The 20,619-nt window shown below is 70.6% G+C and carries 19 protein-coding genes; 4 read left to right on the forward strand and 15 right to left on the reverse strand.

Translation table 11 applies throughout. The features are described from left to right. Nucleotides 1-41 precede the first annotated feature (41 nt). The 4 genes from FK529_RS15830 to FK529_RS15845 are packed head-to-tail and all read right to left on the reverse strand — an operon-like array spanning nt 42 to nt 6,653. On the reverse strand, nt 42-2,243 hold the full coding sequence (locus FK529_RS15830; protein ID WP_146562937.1) for a malate synthase G: 2,202 nt from the start codon (nt 2,241-2,243) through the stop codon (nt 42-44). Between the two features lie 37 nt (nt 2,244-2,280). Next, complete coding sequence (locus FK529_RS15835; protein ID WP_146562939.1) at nt 2,281-4,023, reverse strand: ATP-binding cassette domain-containing protein; 1,743 nt, start codon at nt 4,021-4,023, stop codon at nt 2,281-2,283. 7 nt (nt 4,024-4,030) lie between these two features. Then, nucleotides 4,031-5,212: a type III polyketide synthase gene (locus tag FK529_RS15840; protein ID WP_146562941.1), complete on the reverse strand. Its 1,182-nt coding sequence runs from the start codon at nt 5,210-5,212 to the stop codon at nt 4,031-4,033. 10 nt (nt 5,213-5,222) lie between these two features. Next, nucleotides 5,223-6,653, reverse strand: a complete 1,431-nt coding sequence (locus FK529_RS15845; protein ID WP_146563047.1) for a fatty acid desaturase — start codon at nt 6,651-6,653, stop codon at nt 5,223-5,225. Nucleotides 6,654-7,110: 457 nt separating this feature from the next. On the opposite strand from FK529_RS15845, the gene FK529_RS15850 reads away from it, so the two are divergent. After that, nucleotides 7,111-7,932: an LppX_LprAFG lipoprotein gene (locus tag FK529_RS15850; RefSeq protein WP_146562943.1), complete on the forward strand. Its 822-nt coding sequence runs from the start codon at nt 7,111-7,113 to the stop codon at nt 7,930-7,932. A 105-nt stretch (nt 7,933-8,037) separates the two neighbouring features. Here the strand turns inward: FK529_RS15850 and FK529_RS15855 are convergent, their stop codons facing one another. The 8 genes from FK529_RS15855 to FK529_RS15890 all read right to left on the reverse strand — a co-directional run bounded on the left by FK529_RS15855 (nt 8,038) and on the right by FK529_RS15890 (nt 15,391). Further along, the gene (locus tag FK529_RS15855; RefSeq protein ID WP_231703129.1) at nt 8,038-8,943 is read right to left on the reverse strand and encodes a 3-methyladenine DNA glycosylase; all 906 of its coding nucleotides are present in this window, start codon (nt 8,941-8,943) and stop codon (nt 8,038-8,040) included. Further along, complete coding sequence (locus FK529_RS15860) at nt 8,940-10,013, reverse strand: hemolysin family protein (protein ID WP_146562945.1); 1,074 nt, start codon at nt 10,011-10,013, stop codon at nt 8,940-8,942. The genes FK529_RS15855 and FK529_RS15860 overlap by 4 nt, the downstream gene beginning before the upstream one ends. Continuing rightward, nucleotides 10,006-11,346, reverse strand: a complete 1,341-nt coding sequence (locus FK529_RS15865; protein ID WP_146562947.1) for a hemolysin family protein — start codon at nt 11,344-11,346, stop codon at nt 10,006-10,008. The genes FK529_RS15860 and FK529_RS15865 overlap by 8 nt, the downstream gene beginning before the upstream one ends. Before the next feature lie 135 nt (nt 11,347-11,481). Further along, a complete protein-coding gene (gene guaB1, locus FK529_RS15870) occupies nt 11,482-12,921 on the reverse strand; it encodes a GMP reductase (protein WP_146562949.1) in 1,440 nt (479 codons plus the stop codon). Between the two features lie 41 nt (nt 12,922-12,962). Further along, nucleotides 12,963-13,511: an NINE protein gene (locus tag FK529_RS15875; protein ID WP_146562951.1), complete on the reverse strand. Its 549-nt coding sequence runs from the start codon at nt 13,509-13,511 to the stop codon at nt 12,963-12,965. A gap of 48 nt (nt 13,512-13,559) precedes the next feature. Further along, nucleotides 13,560-14,501 (reverse strand): M56 family metallopeptidase, encoded by a 942-nt coding sequence (locus FK529_RS15880; RefSeq protein WP_146562953.1) that lies wholly within the window; start codon nt 14,499-14,501, stop codon nt 13,560-13,562. 20 nt (nt 14,502-14,521) lie between these two features. Then, on the reverse strand, nt 14,522-14,908 hold the full coding sequence (locus tag FK529_RS15885; RefSeq protein WP_146562955.1) for a BlaI/MecI/CopY family transcriptional regulator: 387 nt from the start codon (nt 14,906-14,908) through the stop codon (nt 14,522-14,524). A 255-nt stretch (nt 14,909-15,163) separates the two neighbouring features. Continuing rightward, the gene (locus tag FK529_RS15890) at nt 15,164-15,391 is read right to left on the reverse strand and encodes a PspC domain-containing protein (protein WP_146562957.1); all 228 of its coding nucleotides are present in this window, start codon (nt 15,389-15,391) and stop codon (nt 15,164-15,166) included. Between the two features lie 93 nt (nt 15,392-15,484). On the opposite strand from FK529_RS15890, the gene FK529_RS15895 reads away from it, so the two are divergent. Then, nucleotides 15,485-15,910: a PaaI family thioesterase gene (locus FK529_RS15895; RefSeq protein WP_146562958.1), complete on the forward strand. Its 426-nt coding sequence runs from the start codon at nt 15,485-15,487 to the stop codon at nt 15,908-15,910. An 87-nt stretch (nt 15,911-15,997) separates the two neighbouring features. Here the strand turns inward: FK529_RS15895 and FK529_RS15900 are convergent, their stop codons facing one another. Both FK529_RS15900 and FK529_RS15905 read right to left on the reverse strand, forming a co-directional pair. Further along, entirely contained in the window at nt 15,998-17,458 is a 1,461-nt protein-coding gene (locus tag FK529_RS15900; protein WP_146562960.1) for an NAD(P)/FAD-dependent oxidoreductase, read from the reverse strand. A gap of 76 nt (nt 17,459-17,534) precedes the next feature. Then, nucleotides 17,535-18,104 (reverse strand): CGNR zinc finger domain-containing protein, encoded by a 570-nt coding sequence (locus FK529_RS15905; RefSeq protein ID WP_146562962.1) that lies wholly within the window; start codon nt 18,102-18,104, stop codon nt 17,535-17,537. A gap of 84 nt (nt 18,105-18,188) precedes the next feature. Here FK529_RS15905 and FK529_RS15910 point away from each other — a divergent pair, with 84 nt between their 5' ends. Next, nucleotides 18,189-19,208, forward strand: coding sequence for a DMT family transporter (locus FK529_RS15910; protein WP_146562964.1), 1,020 nt, complete (start codon nt 18,189-18,191; stop codon nt 19,206-19,208). On the opposite strand, the gene FK529_RS15915 is transcribed toward FK529_RS15910, so the two are convergent. Then, nucleotides 19,108-19,626 carry a GNAT family N-acetyltransferase gene (locus FK529_RS15915; protein WP_158635137.1) on the reverse strand — a complete coding sequence of 173 codons (519 nt, stop codon included), beginning with the start codon at nt 19,624-19,626 and terminating at the stop codon, nt 19,108-19,110. The two genes, FK529_RS15910 and FK529_RS15915, sit on opposite strands and share 101 nt — an antisense overlap. 92 nt (nt 19,627-19,718) lie before the next feature. On the opposite strand from FK529_RS15915, the gene FK529_RS15920 reads away from it, so the two are divergent. Continuing rightward, a complete protein-coding gene (locus tag FK529_RS15920; protein WP_146562968.1) occupies nt 19,719-20,591 on the forward strand; it encodes an ATP-grasp domain-containing protein in 873 nt (290 codons plus the stop codon). Nucleotides 20,592-20,619 lie beyond the last annotated feature (28 nt).

Genomic DNA, 20,619 nt, shown 5'->3' on the forward strand with positions numbered 1-20,619 from the left:
CGGCCCGGAACCCGACGCAGCGCCGGTCTCGGCTGCGCCGCTCAGCTGTTCGCGGCCTTGTACTCGCGACGGCGCGCGTGCAGGATCGGCTCGGTGTACCCGTTCGGCTGCGTGCCGCCGAGCAGGATCAGGTCCTTCGCGGCCTGGAACGCGATGTTGGTGTCGAAATCCGGCGCCAGCGGGCGGTAGTCCGGGTCACCGGCGTTCTGCTGGTCGACGACCGGCGCCATGCGCTTGAGCGCGTCGATGACCTCCGCCTCGGTGACGACGCCGTGGCGCAGCCAGTTCGCGAGCAACTGCGACGAGATGCGCAGCGTCGCGCGGTCCTCCATGAGGGCGACGTCGTGGATGTCCGGGACCTTGGAGCAGCCGACGCCGGCGTCGATCCAGCGGACCACGTAGCCGAGGATCGACTGCGCGCTCTCGTCCAGCTCTTCGCGCTTCTCCTCCTCCGACCAGTTCGCGTTCTTCGCGAGCGGGATGGTGAGGATGTCGTCGACCGACGCGGGATCGCGCTTGGCGATCTCGTTCTGCACCTCGAAGACGTCCACCAGGTGGTAGTGCAGGGCGTGCAGCGTCGCGGCGGTGGGCGAGGGCACCCACGCGGTGGTCGCGCCGGCCTTGGGCTGGGCGATCTTCTGCTCGAGCATCGCGGCCATGAGGTCGGGCATGGCCCACATGCCCTTGCCGACCTGGGCCTTGTGCTGCAGGCCCGCGTGCAGGCCGATGTCGACGTTGCTGTCCTCGTACGCGGGGTACCAGGTCTGGCCCTTGAGCTGGCCCTTCCGGACGATCGGCCCCGCCACCATCGAGGTGTGGATCTCGTCGCCCGTGCGGTCCAGGAAGCCGGTGTTGATGAACACCACGCGGTCGTTCGCGGCCGCGATCGCCGCCTTGAGGTTCACCGACGTGCGGCGCTCCTCGTCCATGATCCCCATCTTGAGCGTGAGAGCGGGCAGGCCCAGCAGCTGCTCGACGCGGGCGAAGATCTCCGCGGCGAAGGCCACCTCCTCGGGGCCGTGCATCTTCGGCTTCACGATGTACACCGAGCCGGTGCGGGAGTTGCGGATCTCGCCCGAGAGGCCGTGGATGGCGATGAGCGAGGTGACGATGCCGTCGAGGATGCCCTCGCCGATCTCCTCGCCGTCCAGCAGGATCGCGTCGGTGGTCATGAGGTGGCCCACGTTGCGGACGAACAGCAGCGAGCGGCCGTGGAGCACCAGCTCCGAGCCGTCGGTCGCGGTGTAGACGCGGTCCGGGTTCAGGGTGCGGGTGAAGGTCTTGCCACCCTTGCTGACCTCTTCGGCGAGGTCGCCCTTGTTCAGTCCCAGCCAGTTCCGGTAGCCCAGGACCTTGTCGTCGGCGTCGACGGCCGCGACCGAGTCCTCGAAGTCCATGATCGTGGTGACCGCGGACTCCACGAGCACGTCCTTGACGCCGGCACGGTCGGTCGAGCCGATCGGCGACGCGGCGTCGATCTGGATCTCCAGGTGGAGGCCGTTGTGGCGCAGCAGGAGGCCGGTCGGCGCGGTGCGCTCACCGGTGTAGCCGACGAAGGCCGAGGGATCGGCTAGGCCGACCGAGGCGTCCTCGCTGGAGCCGGACGCCCCCTTGACGGTGGCGAGGAGCTCGGCGCCGTTGATGCGGTACTCGACGACGTCGACGTGCGAGCCGGACTCGAGCGGGACGGCCTGGTCGAGGAAGTCCTTGGCGAAGGCGATCACCTTGTCGCCGCGGACCTTGTTGTAGCCGGGCTTGCCGCCGGGCGCCTTCTCGGCGCCGTCGGCCTCCGAGATGGCGTCGGTGCCGTAGAGGGCGTCGTACAGCGAGCCCCAGCGGGCGTTAGCGGCGTTGATCGCGAAGCGGGCGTTGAGGATCGGGACGACCAGCTGCGGGCCGGCGGTGGAGGTGATCTCGGTGTCCACGTTCGCCGTGGTGATCTCGCGGTCCTCGGGTACCGGCACCAGGTAGCCGATGTCGGTGAGGAACTGCTTGTACGCCGGGAAGTCGGTGATCTCGCCGGGAGCGGCGGCGTGGTACTCGTCGATCTTCGCCTGCAGCTCGTCGCGCGTGGCGAGGAGCGTGCGGTTCTTCGGGGCCAGATCGCCGATCAGCTGCGCCGCGCCCGCCCAGAAGGCGTCCTGATCCACACCCGTGCCCGGAAGCGCCTCGTCGTTGATGAAATCGTAGAGGACCGTCGCGACATCGAGGCCGGCGACGGACGTGCGGGCGGTATCGGCCATGGCTGTGTCAACCCTTCGTCGAGAAGCAGTACGACCATCAGGTTACTCCGCGCGCGATCGCCGCCGACGCCGGGACCACCTGGCCGAAGTCCAGTTTCACCAGCTGGTCGGCACGGTCGAAGTACCTGTCGTCATGGGTGATCACCACGACTGTCTTCCCCCGTGTCCGCAGGTCCGGGATGATCCGGTCGTAGAAGACGGCGCGGAATCGCGGGTCCTGGTCGGCGGCCCACTCGTCGAACAGGTAGACGGGGCGGTCCTCCAGGAGCGCCGTGAGCAGCGCGAGCCGCTTGCGCTGCCCCGTCGACAGCGCGAGGGTCGAGAGTTTCCCATCCTGAACGCTGACGGCGTGCGCCAGCTCCAGTTCGTGCAGCAGTCCGCGCACCCGGTCGTCCAGGTCGTCCGCGGCGAGACCGAGGTAGTCGTCGAACAGGTGGAAGTCGGAGAACACCGCGGTGGTGTGCTGCCGGAACCACTCCGTGTTCTGCGGGCCGATCGGCTCGCCGCCGGCGCGGATCTCGCCGATCCGCGGCGCGTACAGCCCGCAGATGAGCTTGGCCAGCGTCGACTTGCCGCTGCCGTTGCCGCCGACCACGAAGGTCACCTCGCCGGGGCGCAGCGTGAGGTCGACGGGGCCGAGGCGGAAGCCGTGCGGGGCGCCCGGCGGGGGTCCCTGGGGAGGGTGCGGCGGCGGGCCGCCGGGGCCCCTGTGGCCGCCGGGGCCGCCGGGCGGCGGATGGCCGGGCCCCTGCGCCCCGGGCGGAGGCTCGGGGAGGTACTCGTAGCCGACGCCCCGCAGTTCGATGGTGCCGTCGCCCACGGGCCGCCCGTCGTAGGGCAGCACCGACTCGTCGCGCGGGGTCTCCAGGGAGAGGTCGAGGCCCCGGATCTTCGCGAGCGCGACGTCGCCGCGCAGCAGGTCGGGGATGCGGTGCAGGAGGCTCTGCATGGGCATCGACAGGAAGGTCGTGACCAGCACGTAGCCGATCATCGTCTCCCGTGGCAGCTCCATCGCCCGGGCGAGGACGAACAGGATGAGCACCATCGTGCCCAGCTGCAGCACCTGCCCCAGCGCCTGCCCGCCGGCGAACCGGCTCCCCGCGGCGACGTGCTTGCGGCGCAGGTCCTCGGCGGTGCCGAGGAGCTTGCGGTCGAGGAAGTCGCCGCGGCGCGCGCGGTGCAGTTTGAGCTCCTTGACGCCCTGCGTGACCTCCTGGAACGAGCCGATGAGCGCGTCGTCGAGCTCGCGGGCCCGGCGGTAAGTCTCCCGCACCCGCCGCAGCACCGTCTCCACGCAGGCGATGCCGATGAGGGTGCCGGCCACGGAGACCGCGAACAGCGGGCCCGAGACCGTCGCGAGGTAGGCCAGTGCGCCGATGATCGTCGCCAGGTCGATGCACAGCCCCGGGATGCCCGAGACCGCCATCGACAGGGAGCGGACGTCCTCGGTGAGCGTCGCCAGCAGCCGGTGATCGCCGAGCCGCTCGATGTGCTCGAGCGGCGCCGCCAGCACCCGCTGCGACAGCCGCGCCCGCAGCCGGTAGACGGCCGCCTGCGCGAGGTGCAGCAGGATCAGCTGCGAGGTCACGCCCGCCACGACCACGACGACGGCGGTCAGCACGAACCGGGTGACGGTGACCGTCGGCATGGGGCCCGGCGCGACCAGGCCGTTGATGAGGGTGAGCAGGTAGGCGTTCGCGGCACCGGCGATGAGGCCCGCGACCACCGCCGCGGCGATCGCCGCCGGCGAGATCGACAGCAGGAACCTGAAGAGCTTCACGGCGCGCTCACTCGCCGCCGGTCACGACGTCGAAGAGGAAGCCCTCGACGGTCACGCCGGGCGCGAAGGAGAAGGCCATGCCGGTCTGCGGCGACCCGTCGGACTGGCCGCCGGCACCGTCGTGGACCTGGGACAGGAGCCGCTCGAGGACGAACAGCAGAGAGACGCTGAGCATGTTGCCGTGCTCGGCCAGCACCCCCCAGCTCGTCCGGGAGGCCTCGTCGGGCAGGCCCAGCGCCGCGGCGGCGGACTCGATGATCCTCGGGCCGCCGGGGTGGATCGCCCAGTGCGCGATGGCCTCGCGGCCGAGCCCGTTGCGGCGCAGCACCTCGTCGACCACGGGCGCGACGCCGTTCACGATGTACTGCGGCAGGGACTGGGCCAGCTCGCACGTGATGCCGTTGGCGTTGACGCCCAGCACGATCCCGTCCTCGGCGCCGTCGAGCAGGTGGGTGAAGGTGTCGCGCACGACGATGCGGCCGGCCGCCAGCGGGTGCCCGACCTCGCTGGCGCCGATGAGGGCGGCGCCGCAGCCGTCGGCGAACAGGCTGGAGATCACTACGTCGTTCGGCTCGCCCGAGAGGACGGCGTTCACCGAGCTCAGTTCCAGGCAGATCAGCAGCGACTTGCGGTCCGGGTGGGCGCGCACGTAATCGGAGGAGACGCGCAGCGCGTTCATCGCCGCGGCGCAGCCCATGAAGTTGATGACCACGCGGCTGGTCTGCGGCGCCAGGCCGAGGGCGCGGATCACCGCGACGTCGACGCCGGGCGCGAGGAAGCCGGTACTGGTGACGAAGACCAGCTGGCCGACGTCGGCGGGCTCGAGATCGCCGAGCGCGCGGCGGGCGGTCTCGATCGCCAGCGGCGCGGCGTACTCGTAGAACAGGTCCATGCGCTCGCGGACGGTGTCCGGGCGGGTGCTGAACTCCGCGAACTCCGGGGTGAGCGGGTCGATCGCGAGGTGCCGCTCGGCGACCCTCGTCTTGGCGTAGACGCGCCGGATCCGCTCGGCCTGCGCCGGGTCGCCGAACCGCGCTGCCACCCGGTCGGCGGACTCGGCCTGGCCGTGGACCTGCGCGGGCGACCCCGTCGCGAGCGCCTCGATCACCGCGACCGAGGTCGGCGGCGCCGGCGGCGCGCCGAGCCAGGCCTGCCGGGGCAGAACGGTCTGCTGCTCCGTGGTGTTCATGGTGATCTCCTTACACCGTGCCGATGCCGGTGAAACCGGCGACGACGTACGAGCCCGAGGTCTTGAGCGCCTCGGGCGAGAAGTGCTCGCGGAAGAAGCCGTGGCCCTGCTCCTGCGCGGGCCGCGCCTTGCTGCCGAGGAAGGTGCGGACCTGGTCCGGCAGGCGGTCGAAGAAGAAGCTGCGGCGCGGCAGCCATTCCACGCCGAACTTCGCGGCCTCCTCGGCCATCAGCTCCTCGGTGGCGATGTTGGCGAAGCCGCTGCGCTGGTAGGGCAGGACGTGGTGCACGCGGTGGCTGGACAGGCCGGCCGAGAGGAAGCAGTCGACGTACCGATTGCCCGAGATCCGCAGGTCGTAGGCCTGGTTGAGCTGGTTCACCGCCCAGTCCTCGGTCTCGATCTCGGGGAGTTCGTCGACGTCGGTCTCGAAGTCGTGGCTCGCCACCACGAGGAACGTGCTCACCCACAGCACGGCCACGAACTGCGCGACCCATGCCCAGACGTCGCCGAGGAACAGGAACAGGAAGAACTCGCCGATGAGCAGCGCGCGCATGGCGAAGGCCCCGACGAAGTGGGGGAGCGCGCCGCGGAGCGACCCGTACATGTCGGCCACCCCCACCTGGCGGGTGAGTTTGACGATCTCGAACAGCCGCATCGTCATGCCCGTCGCGGTATGCCCGAACTTGTGCAGGGTATGGATCGGGATCCGGTACCAGCGTGGGATGTCCATCATCATGGTGAAGACGTTCTTCTTGATATCCACCTCGCTCTGCGTGTGCGGGTGATGCAGTAGCGCGTGGCCGTCGGCCGTCACGAAGGACAGGGCGACGTAGTTGATGTCGAAGGCGTTCACCAGCACCTTCGTCGCGCCCTTCTGCGCGCGGTGGATCGCGTAGTGGCCGAAACCCGCGAGCGAGCTGCGCAGGATCACCATGAGTAGCACGAACAGCCAGATCGGCATCCACGACGGCACGCTGAGCCGGGTCGCGATGACCACGACGTAGGCGACGGCCAGCGCCGCGGCGGCGACGTTGAACCAGCGGTCCATCCGCTGGATGCGCGCCCTCATCGCGGGATCGCGCAGTCTTGCCTTCACGGCGTGCAGTAGGTCCTTCGGATCGTCGAATCGGTAGCGCGGGGTGTCGCGCCAACTGTCGAAGCCGTCCTTGAAGAGGAACGCGGGGGCATTGTTCTTCGGGTGCACGTCCTCGACGCGGGCGTCACGGTCGAGCGCGAACCGTTCCAGCATCTTCTCGATCTTCTCGGGATTCGCGTGATACGAGCCGATGATCGACGTGATGTCACGATTCTTGGACCGACCGATGAAGAATTCCCCGCCCGGATGCTTGTTGATCCATTCCGAGAGATCGTAGGCGCGGCCTTTGTAAATCCAAACATTCGACAACTGTGGTCCCCCGCCGGGACCGGGTTCGCGCCCCAGATCGCGCGGCCCGGGGTCGCCGCTCTCGGTCTCGAAATCGCGGCCGCGGGGGCCCGCGGGGCGGCGGCCGGGATCACTCTCGGCGGGACTGGAAGCATCGTCCTGACCTGCGCCGCCCCCGCGCCCCGGGTCGGTGCCGCGCTCAAGGTCGCGGGGGCCGGGATCGGCCGCGCCGCGCCCGGACGGCGCCCGTGGCGGGGTGGAATTGATCGACACTTCTCGTTCCTCCTGAACGCTTCCGAATCGGCCGTTGGGTAGACCGTCCCCGATGACGCTAATGGATCACTGAAGATGCACTTGCCGCTACCTCCAGTTGTCCGTTTTGTTCCGAAACGGCGCGGAAGAGGGGGTCGACCGCCTCCGGAATTCATGCATACTTCATCGTGAAGGGCGGGGCTTCCGCCCTTTCATTCGGCTCCGGGCGATTCCGCCCGGACTGATTCACAGGGGGGAACCCATGAATGTCAAGGCATCGCGGGCGGCCGTAGCGCTGCTCGCCGCCGGCGCGCTGGTGCTGACCGGCTGCGCTGATAAGAAGTCCGACGACAGCGGCACGACGACCGCGACGGCCGCCGCTGCGGGCGGCGCGTCCGGCTCACCGACGGCCGCGCCCTCGGTCGACGCGAGTGGACTGCCCACCGTCCAGATCGTGAAGGACGCGGCCCTGGCCACTCGGGAGACCTACTCGGAGCACCTGACGCTCGCCGTCGACAAGGGGATCCAGGGTCTGCCCGTCACCAGCGTCACGGGCGACATCATCTCCTTCAAGGACACCAAGCGCGTTGCCGCACAGGGCGACGCCAACGTCCGGGTGCAGGACAACTACGTCCAGACGAAGTTCGTCGTGATCGACGGGGTCATGTACGCCAACCTGGGCGGAGCCAAGTACCAGCCGATGGGCAAGACGGGCGAGAAGGGCGTCTACGATCCGGCGATCATCCTGGACCTGGAGAAGGGCCTCGCGAAGATCCTCGACTCGGTGCAGAACCCGAAGGTCGACGGCAAGGACACCGCCAACGGGCTCAAGACCGTCAAGGTCACCGGCACCGTCGCCACGCAGGTTCTGGACCCGCTCCTGCCGCAGATCACCGACATCGCCACCCGCGGCAACGCCGGCACGTCGCTGCCCATCACGCTGTGGATCGTCTTCGACCCGTCGGCGAACCCGCAGCCCAAGCCGAACGTGACGCGGATGGAGGTCAAGCTGAAGGAACTGCCCATCACGCTGAACCTCACCGACTTCGGCAAGGACGTGAAGATCACCAAGCCCGCCGGCTGATCGGCAGGCGCGCGGGCGGGAGTACGAGGGCCCGGCGGACTTCGGGGGAGTCCGCCGGGCCCCGTCGTCGCCCGGGCGCTCGCCCAGCGTCCTTCGCAGGGGACGCTAGCCGGACGATGCGGGGGGCTCTCCGGGGCGCTCGTCGGGCCAGGATCGGACCACCGCGAGGAGTCGTTCGCGGATCGGCGCGGCGCGCTCGGCGAGCGCCGCCTGCTGCCGGACGTACTCGCGGCGACCGTCGGCGGTCTCGATCGGGATGGGCGCGAAACCGTGCTCGGCGAGATCGTAGGGGCTCGCCCGCATGTCCAGCTCGCGGGCGTCGCGGGCCAGGTCGAAGGCGTCCGCCACCAGGTCCGACGGTGCGCCCGGGGTCAACTTGAACGCCCATTTGTAGAGGTCCATCCCGGCGTGCAGGCAGCCGGGCTGCTCCGACCCGACCTGGGTCTCGCGGGTGAGCTCGGTGGCATTGCGGGGGACCGCATCCGGGGTGAAGAAGCGGTAGGCGTCGTAGTGCGTGCACGTCAGTTGTCCCGCGCGGACGACTTCGTCGGTGCCCGTCGGGCCCAGGCGCAGCGGCACCGGGTGACGGGCCTGATCGGCCTCGCGGTAGACCATGGCCCACTCGTGCAGGCCGAAGCAGCCGAACACCGGCCGGCGCGCGGCGGTGGCCCGAAGGAGCCGCGCGACGTATTGCGCGGTGCCGGCGCGCTTGGCGAGAACGGCCGGATCCTGGGTCACGTGCGTCCCCGCGACGGCGTAGCCCCGGACCCCGCCGAATTCTTCCGCCGCCCGCGGCCCGACGAGCTGGGTGCCGAGCCCGGGATGCCAGCGCAGTAGGTGCGCGGGGCGGTGCCCGTAATAGGTGAACAGGAAGTCCCAGACAGGGTGCTTCTCGCCGCGCGCCGCGCGCTGCCGGTGTGCGGCGACGAAGGGGCTGAGCCGATCCCGGTGCGCGGCCGCGAGCGGCTCCCACTGCCCGTCGGTCAGGGTGCGAAGACCGGTACCGCTCACACGCGATGCGTTCCGTCGCGCACGGTGCCGACGAACTCCTCGACCACGTCCTCGAGCGCCACGATCCCGATGGTCCGTCCGTGGTCGTCGGCGACGGCCGCGAGGTGTCCGCCGAGGCGTCGGAGGTCGCCGGCGGCCTGATCCAGGGACAGGCTTCCATCGACCACGGGGAGCGGCCGGATGCGGGTGGCGCCGATGACCGACTCGGGGCCCACGGCGGGGTCCATGATGTCCGGCAACACGTCCTTGACGTGCAGATAGCCGGTGAACGCCCCGGCGCTGCCGCGCACCGGATAGCGCGAGTAGCCGGTCTCGGCGACGGCGGACTCGATCTCGCCGAGGGTCGGGCCCCAGACGCCGTTCCCGTCCTGTACCGCCTGGAGCCCGCGGATCCGGGTGAGCGGGATCGCGACATCGGCGACGGTGCGGCGCGAGTTCTGCAGCGCGCGGGTCAGGCGCATCCGCTCCTCGGCGTCGATCAGACCCTCGTCGTGCGATTCGGCGATGAGCACGCTCAGCTCGCCGGCGGAGACGGTGCCCTCCAGCTCGTCGCGCGGCTCCACCCCGACCGCGCGCAGGACCAGCATCGCGAGCCAGTTGTAGACCGCGATGAGGGGCCGCGCCAGGCGGACGAAGGCCACGAGCGGGGGGACCAGCAGCATGGCCGCGGCCTCGGGGCCGGCGAGCGCGATGTTCTTCGGCACCATCTCGCCGAGCAGGATGTGCAGCACCACGACGAGGCCGAGCGAGACGGTGAAGGAGATGGGGTGCAGCAGCGAATCGGGCACGTTCGCCCAGTTCAGCGGTACTTCCAGCAGGTGCGCGATGGCCGGCTCGCCGACCTTGCCGAGCAGGATCGAGCAGATCGTGATGCCCAGCTGGCAGCCGGCCAGCATGAGGGAGAGGTTCTCCGAGGCCTTGATGACGGCCTTCGCGCTCGACCGGCCCTGCTCCACGAGCGCCTCGAGCCGGTCGCGGCGGGCCGCGATGAGGGCGAACTCCGCGGCGACGAAGAAGGCGTTCGCGGCGAGCAGCAGCACGGTCAGGGCCACGCCCAGGAGGTCATTCATGGGTCACCTCCACCAGGTCCACGCGCCGGCCGTCCATCCGGGCCACCCGCGCCGACCACCGCGGGGCCGCGACCTCGTCGTCGACCGACTGGTGGTGGGGGAGCGGGACGCGGTCACCGACCGCAGGGATGCGGCCCAGAAGGAACATCACCAGGCCGCCGAGCGTGTCGTATTCGCCTTCGGGGGCGCGGTAGCCGGTGTCGCGCTCCAGCTCGTCCACGCGGAGCAGGCCGGAGCACAGGAAGCCGTCGTCCGTGCGCTGCACGTCGACCGGCTCGTTCGCGTCGTGCTCGTCGCGCACGTCGCCCACGATCTCTTCGATCAGGTCCTCGACGGTGACGATCCCGGCGGAGCCGCCGTACTCGTCGACCACGAGGGCGATCTGCAGGCCGTTGGCGCGCAACTGCTCCATCAGGGCGTCGCCGTCCAGTGTCGTGGGCACGACGGGGGCCGTCGTGGCGATCTCCGCCACCGTCACCGTCGCGCGACGGTCCGCGGGCACGGTCAGCGCCTGCTTCACGTGCACCAGCCCGATCGTGTCGTCGAGGTCGCCGCGGACCACGGGGAACCGGGAGTGCCCGGATTCGATCGACAGCGCCACCAGGTCGGCCACGGTGTCGTCCGCGTCGAGCGAGCGGATCCGCTGCCGCGGCGTCATCAGCTCCTCGGCGGTGAGCTCGCCGAACTCGAGGCTGCGGCCCACGAGCTCGGCGGTCGTCTCGTCGATGGCGCCGTGTGCGGCCGAGTTGCGCACGAGCGCACTGAGTTCCTGGGTCGAGCGGGCCGAGCTCAGTTCCTCTGCGGGCTCGATGCCCAGGCGGCGGACCATCGCGTTCGCAGTGCGGTTGAGGAAGGAGATCGCGAATCGGAAGGTCGAGGAGAACAGCGATTGCGCGCCCGCGGTGAGCCGCGCGGTCTGCAACGGCCGCGCGATCGCAAGGTTCTTCGGCGCCAGCTCACCCATGACCATCGACAGCGAGGTCGCGATGACCAGGGCCAGGATCAGGGTGAGCGCAGCCGACCAGACCTCCGGCATCCCCGTCCACTCCAGCGCGGGTCGCAGGAACTTCGAGAGCACCGGCTCCGCCAGGTAGCCGGTGACCAGGGTGGTGATCGTGATGCCCAGCTGCGCGCCGGAGAGCTGGAAGGAGAGGGTGCGGTGCGCGTTCTGCACCTGCTTGGAGCGGCGGTCGCCGCGGTCGCGCACGTCCGCGTCGATCGTCGACTTCTCGAGCGCGGTCAGCGAGAACTCCGCGGCCACGAACAGCGCGGTGCCGGCGGTGAGCGCGAGGAAACCGACGATGGCGCCGACGGTGATCAGCGCACTAGCCATCGGCCCGCCCCTGCGAGGTGGTCGGTGCGGTCCGCGCTCGTCGTCGGCGACCTTCGCCGGGGCTTCGGGACTTCATTGCCTTCCAGAGGTTCGTCGGTCGAGTTACTGCATCGTACCGACGATCCGTCGAAGTTCTCACCAACCGCCGGGGAGCGGCCGGCCCTCGGCGAATCCCGCCGCACTCTGCACGCCGACGGTGGCCTTCGCGTGGAACTCGGGCACCGATCGGGCGCCTGCGTAGGTGAAGGAGCTGCGCACGCCGGAGGTGATCCGGTCCAGCAGGTCCTCGACACTCGGCGCCTCCGGGTCGACGCGGATGCGTGAACTGGAGATTCCCTCCTCGAACAGCGACTTGCGGGCGCGGTCGAAGGCGCCCTCGCCGGCGGTGCGGGCCGCGACGGCCCGTTTGGAGGCCATGCCGAAGCTCTCCTTGTAGGCGGAGCCGTCGGTGGCGTACTTCATGTCGCCGGGCGACTCGTACGTGCCGGCGAACCAGGAGCCGACCATCACGTTGGACGCGCCGGCGGCCAGGGCCAGCGCGACGTCGCGCGGGTGCCGCACACCGCCGTCGGCCCAGACGTGGGCGCCCAGCTCGCGGGCGGCCGCGGCGCAGTCGAGCACGGCGCTGAACTGCGGCCGGCCGACGCCGGTCATCATGCGGGTGGTGCACATCGCGCCGGGGCCCACGCCGACCTTGACGATGGTGGCACCGGCGTTGACCAGGTCGCGGGCTCCGCTCGCGGCCACGACGTTGCCCGCCGCGAGGGGCAGGCCCAGGTCGAGGGATGCGACGGCCTCGAGGGCATCGAACATCTTGGTCTGGTGGCCGTGCGCGGTGTCCACGACCAGGACGTCGGCGCCCGCCTCGGCAAGGGCGCGGGCCTTCGCGGCCACGTCGCCGTTGATGCCGACCGCGGCGGCGATGCGGAGCTTGCCGGCCCCGTCGACCGCGGGGGTGTAGATGCCGGCGCGGACGGTGGCGGTGCGGGTGAGCACGCCGTGCAGCCGGTCGTCGCCGTCGACGAGGACCGCGAGCCCGGAATGGTCCTTGTCCAGCAGGTCGAAGACGACCTCGGGCGCGGTGCCGGCGGCGGCGCACACGAACGACGTGGCCATGACGTCGCGCAGCCGCGCGAACCGGTCGACGCCCTCGCACGCAGCGGCGGTCACGAGGCCGACCGGGCGACTCTCCGCGTCGAGGACCACGACGGCCCCGTGGGCGCGCTTGGGGAGCAACGCCACGGCGTCGCTCACCGAGTGCTCGGCGCCGAGCGTGACCGGGGTGTCGGCGACGAGGTCGCGGCTCTTGACGTAGGAGATGGTCTCGGCCGCAGCCCCCAGCGGGAGGTCCTGCGGGAGCACGACGATACCGCCGCGGCGCGCGACCGTCTCCGCCATGCGGCGGCCGGCGACGGCCGTCATGTTGGCGACGACGACGGGGATGGTGGTGCCGGTCCCGTCGACCGACGACAGATCCACGTCGAACCGGGAGGTCACGTCCGACCGGTTCGGGACGAGGAAGACGTCGTCGTACGTCAGGTCGTACTGCGGGCGGCTGTCAGGAAGGAACTGCACGTGGGGTCATGTTACCCACCCGCGGTGACGGCCCCCGACGACTACGACCGGAGGACGCGTCCCTGTGCGTCACGGACGCTGCCGGTGAGCATCATGATCGCGTCGATCAGCGCCCAGATGCCTCCCGCCAGGAAGAACAGCATCGCGATGAGCATGCCGATGCCGAGGGTGATGAATCCCAGGAAGAAGAAGAACCAGCCGACGAGGTTGAGGCCCAATTGGAGGCCGCCGATCACGCCGTAGCCCAGGTAGAACCGGCCGGCGCCGAGGCCCCCGAGGAAGAGCTGAAGGAGCCCCGCCACGACCTTCGACTTGTCCGACAGCGGGAGACCCGTCGCCGGATCCACGCCGTACCCTCCGGCCGGCCCGTACCCGAACTGCGGGTATCCGGCCTGCGGATAGCCCGGCTGCGGGTACCCCGACTGGCCGTAGGCGCCCTGCGCGACTCCCTGGTAGGGCGCGATCGCGCCGTACGGTTGCTGGGCGTACGGGTCCTGCGATCCGTACGGCTGCGGATCGTATCCCTGCTGGGTGTACGGGTCGTATTGCTGGCCGTACTGACGGCCGTACGGCTGCTGCGGATCGGTCATGGTGGTCTCCTCACTCTCCCCTGAGGAGCTCAGCGTACCGGCGCCGGATCAATGCAGCAGGAGTCGGGAGAGTTCGGTGAGCCAGGGCACCGCGACCGCGACCGTGGGCACCACCAGGATCAGGCCCGCGAGCAGGTAGACCGACGCGCTGAACAGGGTGCTGGCCGGGGGCATCGACAGCCGCTCCACGCGGACGACGGTGCCGGTCCCGCCCACGGCGAGGGCGCCGTGCGGCGCGGGGCTCTGCGCGCAGGTGACCAGGGCGTTGGCGAGGGGGACCGGCCCGGCGGCGGCGACGGCCTCGTCGTCGGCGAGGAGCTCGACCAGGAGCTTCACCGAGTCGAGTGCGGCCGACGAGCGGACCAGCTTGGGGAAGGCGTGGTGGACGGCGGTGAAGGCCTCGAGCACCAGATCGTGTCGTGAGCGCAGGTGGGCTCGCTCGTGCGCGAGAACGGCGGTCAGCTCCTCGTGGCTGAGCTGATTGAGGGTGCCGACGCTGAGCACGACGCGGTGCCGCAGGCCGGGCAGGCAGTAGGCCAGAGGCTGGTCGACGCCGAGCACGCGCAGGTCGGCGGCGGAGACGGGGTGGTCACCGTCGACCGCCTGGGACAGGATGTCGACGACGGTGCGGTGCCGGGCGCGGCGCCGGCGGGTGCGGATCGCGAGCCGCACGGTGGAGGTGATCAGTCGTGCGCCGACCAGGAGGGTCAGGGCGAAGGCGACCACCGCGACGATCCACGGAACGAGGCCGAGTTGGCGGATCTCGTCGAGCGGATTGGTCGTGGGCCGCCCGTCGGCGCCGGGGACCAGCAGGCGGCTGGCGATGGCGAGGCCCGCGCTGAAGGCGGAGAGTACGGCGGCGAGGGCGATCGCCTGCCACAGGACGAGGGCGGACCGGGGGGTGCGCAGAGGCCACTCGGCGCGGGAGAGCCAGGCGGGCACCGGCCCCGCGAGCAGCAGGGCCAGCGCTCCGAAGATGAAGGCCGCCATGGGTTGAGCCTACTGGTTGATCAGGGCTCGACGCGACGCGCGCCCTCGCCGGCTTCGAGCTTGGCGAGCGCACGGCGCAGGGCCTGCGCCTCGTCGGCGCCGACGCGCTCGACGAAGTGCACCAGCGCGGCCTCACGCGAGCTCTCGGCCTGGCTCAGCGCGTCGAACATCAGGTCGGCGACGAGTTCCTCGCGGCCGAAGCTCGCGGCGTAGCGATGAGCACGATCCGTGCGGAGCTGGCTCACCAGGTTCTTCTTCGCGAGGCGCTGCAGCACGGTCATCACCGTGGTGTACGCGAGCTCGCGGTCAGCGGCGAGCGACTCGTGCACCTGCCGCACGGTCTGCGGTTCGGTGGACGCCCACAGGTGGTCCATGACCGCGCGTTCGAGATCTCCCAATGCCGCCATTGTTCAGATTCTACTCGGAATGGTCCACGCCGCTACGACGGCCTGTCGTAATCCACGCCACGTCGATGAGGGCTTGCTAACTTAGGGGAGCCTGTCCTAGAGTGAGTCCCGTCGCCGCGAGCGACACCGAACCACATCGGACCGTGACGCGAACTGAGGGCTGCAGTGATCCGCCGGTCTGTGCCACGGCGGGTCCGGGGGATGGCTGAGCCCCCGGACCCGCCGACTACTTCTGCGCGGCCTCCGTGTCGCGGATCAGCCCTTGGGCATCACGAGCCAGAGCAGCAGGTACAGCAGGAACTGCGGGCCGGGCAGCAGGCAGGAAACCACGAAGAGCACGCGGACGAGCGTCGCGTCGATGCCGAAATAGCGGGCGATGCCGGCGCAGACGCCGCCGAACCACTTGTTCTGGACGTCGCGGGCGAAGCGCTTCGGCGGGGCCGGGGTGTAGGGGGTCTGGGTGAAGGGCGAGTTCTCGGTCATGACTCCACAGTGCCCGCGGCGCTCCCGCCACGCATCGGGGTCTTCCCGGACCCGTCCCGGATCTTCGGCGACGCCCGGCTCTAGGGTGGTTCCATGACGCAACCGACACCCGGACAGCAGCAGGCCATCGACCAGATCCTCGCCGGCGGCACGGCAGGTTTCGACTCGATCCTCGGCCTCGAGTACACGGCCGTCACGGCCGACGGCGTGGAGGCGAGCCTCACCCTGCGCCCCGAGCTCCATCAGCCCTTCGGTATCACCCACGGCGGCGTGTACTGCGCGATCGTCGAGTCGGTGGCCAGCGTCTCGGGTGTGGTGTGGCTCGGCGGTGCCGGGCACGTGGTCGGCGTGAACAACAACACCGACTTCCTGCGTGCGCTCTCTAGCGGCGTCCTGTCGATCCGGTCGACGCCGATCCACCGCGGCCGCCGGCAGCAGCTGTGGCTGGTGGAGATCGACTCCGAGGACGGCAAGGCCGTCGCGCGCGGCCAGGTGCGGCTGCAGAACATCGACGCCTGAGCGGCGCCTCCGGAACGCGACGAGCGCGCCACCCGCAACGGGTGGCGCGCTCGCGTGCGTTCGTACCGGCGTCGTGCCGGGCGGGGCTCAGCCCGCCTTCTCGGCCTTGTCCGCCGCGGTCGACGGTGCGGCCGGGGCCTGCGCCTGCACGCCCGACGTCGGCGCGGACTTCGGCAGCGCCTTGGTCGGCGAGCTGGTGTGCACCGGCGGGATCGCCGGCTTCGCCCCGGTCTGCAGGGCGTCGAGCGCGGTGCGCGCGTAAACCTGCTGCTCGGTGATCGTCATCTGGCCGCGCTTGTTGGTGAGGAAGGTGATCGCCCACGAGGTCAGCGTGATGACGCGGTTCTGGTAGCCCACGATGTACCAGAGGTGCAGCGCGAGCCAGCCGAGCCAGGCGAGGAAGCCGCCGAACTCGAGCTTGCCGACCTTGGCCACCGCGCTGGCGCGCGAGACCGTGGCCATCGAGCCCTTGTCGAAGTACTTGAAGGGCTTGCGCTCTGCGGGGGACTGGCCCTCGAGTCCCGCCTTGATCGCCTTGGCCGCGTAGGTGGCGCCCTGGATGGCGCCCTGCGCCATGCCCGGGACGCCGTCGACCAGCATCATGTCGCCGACGATGAAGACGTTGGGGTTGCCCGGGATGGTGAGGTCGGGCAGGACGCGGACGCGGCCGGCGCGGTCGGTCTCGGCGCCCGACTGCTCGGCGAGGACCTTGCCCAGCTTGCTGGCGGCGACGCCGGCGGACCACACCTTGCACTGCGCCTCGATGCGCCGCTCGGTGCCGTCCTTCTCCTTCACCACGAGGCCGTCGGCATCGACGTCGACGACCATGGCGTTGAGCTGGATCTCGACGCCCATCTTCTCCAGCCGCTTCGCGGCCATGGTGCCCAGCTTCTCGCCCATCGGGGGGAGCACGGCGGGGGCGGCGTCGAGGAGGATGACGCGGGCCTCGGTGGGGTCGATGTTGCGGAACGCGCCCTTGAGCGTGTTGTCCGACATCTCGGCGATCTGCCCGGCGAGTTCGACGCCCGTGGGGCCGGCGCCGATCACCACGAACGTGAGTAGCCGCATGCGCTCGTCGTGGTCGTCCGAGAGCTCGGCCTGCTCGAACGCCCCGAGGATGCGCCCGCGCAGCTCGAGGGCGTCGTCGATGGTCTTCATGCCGGGGGCGAACTCGGCGAACTGGTCGTTGCCGAAGTACGACTGATCGGCGCCCGCGGCCACGATGAGGCTGTCGAACGGGGTGACCGTGACGCGCTCGAGCAGGTGGCTGGTGACCGTGCGGTTCTCCAGGTCGATGTCGGTGACCTCGCCCAGCAGCACCTCCGCGTTGCGCTGCTTGCGCAGGATCATGCGGGTGGCGGGGGCGATCTCGCCCTCGGAGAGGATGCCGGTCGCGACTTGGTACAGCAGCGGCTGGAACAGGTGATGGGTCGTCTTCGCGATCATCGTCACGTCGACGTCCGCGCGCTTGAGGGCGCGCGTGCCGAACAGGCCGCCGAATCCCGATCCGATGACGACCACCTTGTGGCGGTGCGCTGCCTGGCTCATTACTCTCGTCGCTCCTGGGTTGGCGTCGAAGCCGGTATCCCCGGCGTGGGTGTGCAGTCCTACCGTAGTCGCCTGCTCAGCTCCCGTCGCGCCGCACACCGGAACTCGTCGCGCGACGCTCCCGATAGGCGGCGACGTGCGTCCGATTGCCGCAGTTCCCCTCGGTGCAGAAGCGACGCGAACGGTTCTTCGACAGGTCCACGAGAACTCGGTCACAATCGTCGGCCGCGCAGGTCTTCAGCCGGTCGACGTTGCCGCTGCGCACCAGGTCGACGAGGGCCATCGCGCACTCCACCCGGACGCGCACGGGGATCGGCGCGTCGTCGTCGATGAAGTGCAGGTGCCAGTCCCAGCTGCCGTGCCGGGTCAGCCGGGGCTGCTGCGGCGTGGCCGCGAGCATCTCGTTGACGATCCCGGCCACGGCGTCGGGGTGTGCGGCGGCGAAGACCCGTGCCAGCTCGGCGCGCAAGTCGTGAATGGGTGCGAGGTCGCCCGCTGCGGCGCTGCTCCATCCCGTGAATTCGTGCCGCCGCAGGTACTCCTGGAGCGCCTCGAGGGTTCCCAGGCGCTCCTCGTCGCCGTGGTCGGTGTTCACCAGGTCGGCCGCCATGAGCAGGGACGGCTCGGTGTCATGCGCGAATTTCATTTGACTCCTTACGGCGCTGGCCGCTACCGTCATGAGTGTACTTCACTTGACTCCTTACGAATCGCGCATACACGGAGGTGACACATGGGTCGGGGCATCGCAATCGCACTACTGTCGGGTTTCGCTTTCGCGATGTCCGGGCCCTTCGGCAAGCCCCTGCTCGAGGCCGGGTGGAGCCCGGCGGGTGTGGTGCTGGTGCGCATCTGGATCGCGGCGATCGTCACGCTGATCCCGATGCTCCTCGTCGGGCGGGCTCGCCTGGCGACGCTGCGGCACGCACCGTTCACCGTGCTCGCGTACGGGTTGCTCGCCGTGCTCGGCGTGCAGCTGGCGTACTTCAACGCCATCGCACACATGTCGGTCACCGTCGCGCTGCTCATCGAGTTCTCCGCGCCGCTGCTGGTGCTGGTGTACCTGTGGGTCCGGTTCGGGCGGCGCCCCACGCTGCGCACGATGCTCGGCGCGGCGCTGGCCGTTGCGGGACTGGTCGCGGTCGTGGGCGCGGCCTCCGGCAGCGCCGTCGTCACCCCGACCGGCCTGGCCTGGGCTTTCGTCTCGTTGGTCGGCCTCGCCGCGTACTTCCTGCTCGCCGAGGACGGGACCCGGGTCGACGACCTCGACGTCGCGGGCGATGAGGGCGCCAAGCCCGCCGTCGACCAGCTCGCGCTCGCCGTCGGGGGCCTGCTGGTGGGCGCCGTGGTGCTGTCGCTGACGTCGCTCGCCGGGCTCACGCCCGTCCGCGTCTCGACCGCCCCCGTCGTACTCGGCGCCCTCGGCGTGACGCCGTGGTGGGTGCCCGCGCTGGTGATCGGTGCGGTCGCCACGGGCCTGGCGTACCTCGCGGGGATTCTCGCCATCAACATGGTGGGCCCCACACTGGCGTCGTTCCTCGCCTTCTCCGAGGTGGTCGCCTCGGGTGCCGTGGCCTGGCTCATGCTGGGCGAAGCTCTCACCCCGGTGCAGATCGCCGGCGCCGTGGCGATCGTCGCCGGCGTGATCGCGGTCAAGCGGGGCGAGCAGCGCGGAACGGCCGACGGTCCGCGGCCGGCCGAGCCAGCCAGTCCGCGCGATGCAGCTCGTACTCCACCCGCGCGTACGGCGTGAGGTCGGCGTCGCCTTCGGCGTCGAGGTCCACCTCGCCCTGCAGTGACTCCCAGTCGAGCATGGCGATGTCCAACTGCTGCATGCCCAGGCCCGCCAGCACCCGCCGCGACGCGAGGTTCGACCACGCGGTGGAGGCGTAGATCCGCCCCGTGAGGCCGCGCTCGAGGGCGTGGCCCACCAGCGCGTGGGCGGCCTCGGCGCAGAAGCCCCGTCGACGGTGCGCGTCCGCGACCGCGTAGCTCAGCTCGAGTCCCCGTGCGCGACTGTGCCGGGACGCGCGCAGCGCGATCCTGCCCAGCGTGCGGCGACTGTGCCGGTCGACGATGTGGAAGCGCCCATCGGCCTCGGCGGCGGTGTCGGCGGCAGGGGCGAGGTGAAGGCGAGCCGTCTCGATGTGGACCCGCAAATCTCCCCGCACGGCGCCCAGCGTAACCGTTCGGTCGCGGGTCCCGGCGCAGTTGGCGCGGGTGTCGCGACGTCCGTGCGCCGTCGGCTGCCATACTGTCCGGCGTGACGTACCGAATCGCTCTTGCCACCTCCGCGGCGCAACCGGACAGTGACGACCGCGGCCAGGAGATCCTCGCCGCCCTCCGTGCCGCCGGTCACGAGGCCGAGTCCGTCGTGTGGTCCGATTCCGCCGTCGACTGGGAGCAGTTCGACGCGGTCGTGATCGCCGGCGCCTGGGACTACGCGCAGCGCTACGACGATTTCCTCGGGTGGGCCTGGCGCGCCGCCGCGCAGACGCTCGTGCTCAACCCGGAGCCTCTGGTGCGCTGGTACGCGGACAAGCGCTACCTGCGCGACTACGGGTCCGAGGGTATCCCGATCGTGCCGACGCAGTTCATCACGGTGCACGACGCCACGCTGGACCACGACTACCTCGGCACCGACCATGTGGTGCGCCCGTCGATCAGCGGAGGCCTCGCGCAGTCCTTCCGCTTCGGTCCTGGCGACGACGACGCGAGCCGCGCCAAGCTCGACGAGATCAAGGCGTCGGGCAGTAGCGTCATGGTCTTCCCGTACTCGGTCGAGGCCGGCGGCGTCTCGCTGGTCTACATCGGCGGCGAGTACAGCCACGCCTTCGGCCGCGACCTGGCCGCCGAGGTCAACGCGGAGCCCGTCGAGGGCCGTCCGGTGGAGGCGGTCGTCGACGCGGAGCCCACGGACGCCGAGCGCGCCCTCGCGGACGCCGCGCTCAAGCCGATCGATCCCGCGAACCCGCCCCTGTACGTGCGGGTCGACCTCGTGCGCACCCCCGGGGGCGAGCCTGTGATCCTCGAGGTCCAGGTCGTTCAGCCCGATCTGCACCTCGAGCGGCTCGGCGGCGGTGCGGAGAAGTTCGCGCAGGCCGTTGTCGCGCGCATCGCGGCCGAGAAGGCCTGACCAGCACATCGTCGCTCGTGCAGCCCCC

This window comes from Tsukamurella asaccharolytica (genome assembly GCF_007858435.1).
Classification (GTDB): Bacteria; Actinomycetota; Actinomycetes; order Mycobacteriales; family Mycobacteriaceae; genus Tsukamurella; species Tsukamurella asaccharolytica.

Excerpts from the sequence above, each read along its gene's own strand:
- FK529_RS15850 (WP_146562943.1), top strand. The coding sequence starts at position 7,111 with ATGAATGTCAAGGCATCGCGGGCGGCCGTAGCGCTGCTCGCCGCCGGC.
- FK529_RS15905 (WP_146562962.1), bottom strand. The coding sequence starts at position 18,104 with ATGAAATTCGCGCATGACACCGAGCCGTCCCTGCTCATGGCGGCCGAC.
- FK529_RS15890 (WP_146562957.1), bottom strand. The coding sequence starts at position 15,391 with ATGACCGAGAACTCGCCCTTCACCCAGACCCCCTACACCCCGGCCCCG.
- FK529_RS15865 (WP_146562947.1), bottom strand. The coding sequence starts at position 11,346 with ATGGCTAGTGCGCTGATCACCGTCGGCGCCATCGTCGGTTTCCTCGCG.
- FK529_RS15885 (WP_146562955.1), bottom strand. The coding sequence starts at position 14,908 with ATGGCGGCATTGGGAGATCTCGAACGCGCGGTCATGGACCACCTGTGG.
- FK529_RS15840 (WP_146562941.1), bottom strand. The coding sequence starts at position 5,212 with ATGAACACCACGGAGCAGCAGACCGTTCTGCCCCGGCAGGCCTGGCTC.
- FK529_RS15900 (WP_146562960.1), bottom strand. The coding sequence starts at position 17,458 with ATGAGCCAGGCAGCGCACCGCCACAAGGTGGTCGTCATCGGATCGGGA.
- FK529_RS15860 (WP_146562945.1), bottom strand. The coding sequence starts at position 10,013 with ATGAATGACCTCCTGGGCGTGGCCCTGACCGTGCTGCTGCTCGCCGCG.
- FK529_RS15880 (WP_146562953.1), bottom strand. The coding sequence starts at position 14,501 with ATGGCGGCCTTCATCTTCGGAGCGCTGGCCCTGCTGCTCGCGGGGCCG.
- FK529_RS15875 (WP_146562951.1), bottom strand. The coding sequence starts at position 13,511 with ATGACCGATCCGCAGCAGCCGTACGGCCGTCAGTACGGCCAGCAATAC.
- FK529_RS15895 (WP_146562958.1), top strand. The coding sequence starts at position 15,485 with ATGACGCAACCGACACCCGGACAGCAGCAGGCCATCGACCAGATCCTC.
- FK529_RS15910 (WP_146562964.1), top strand. The coding sequence starts at position 18,189 with ATGGGTCGGGGCATCGCAATCGCACTACTGTCGGGTTTCGCTTTCGCG.
- FK529_RS15830 (WP_146562937.1), bottom strand. The coding sequence starts at position 2,243 with ATGGCCGATACCGCCCGCACGTCCGTCGCCGGCCTCGATGTCGCGACG.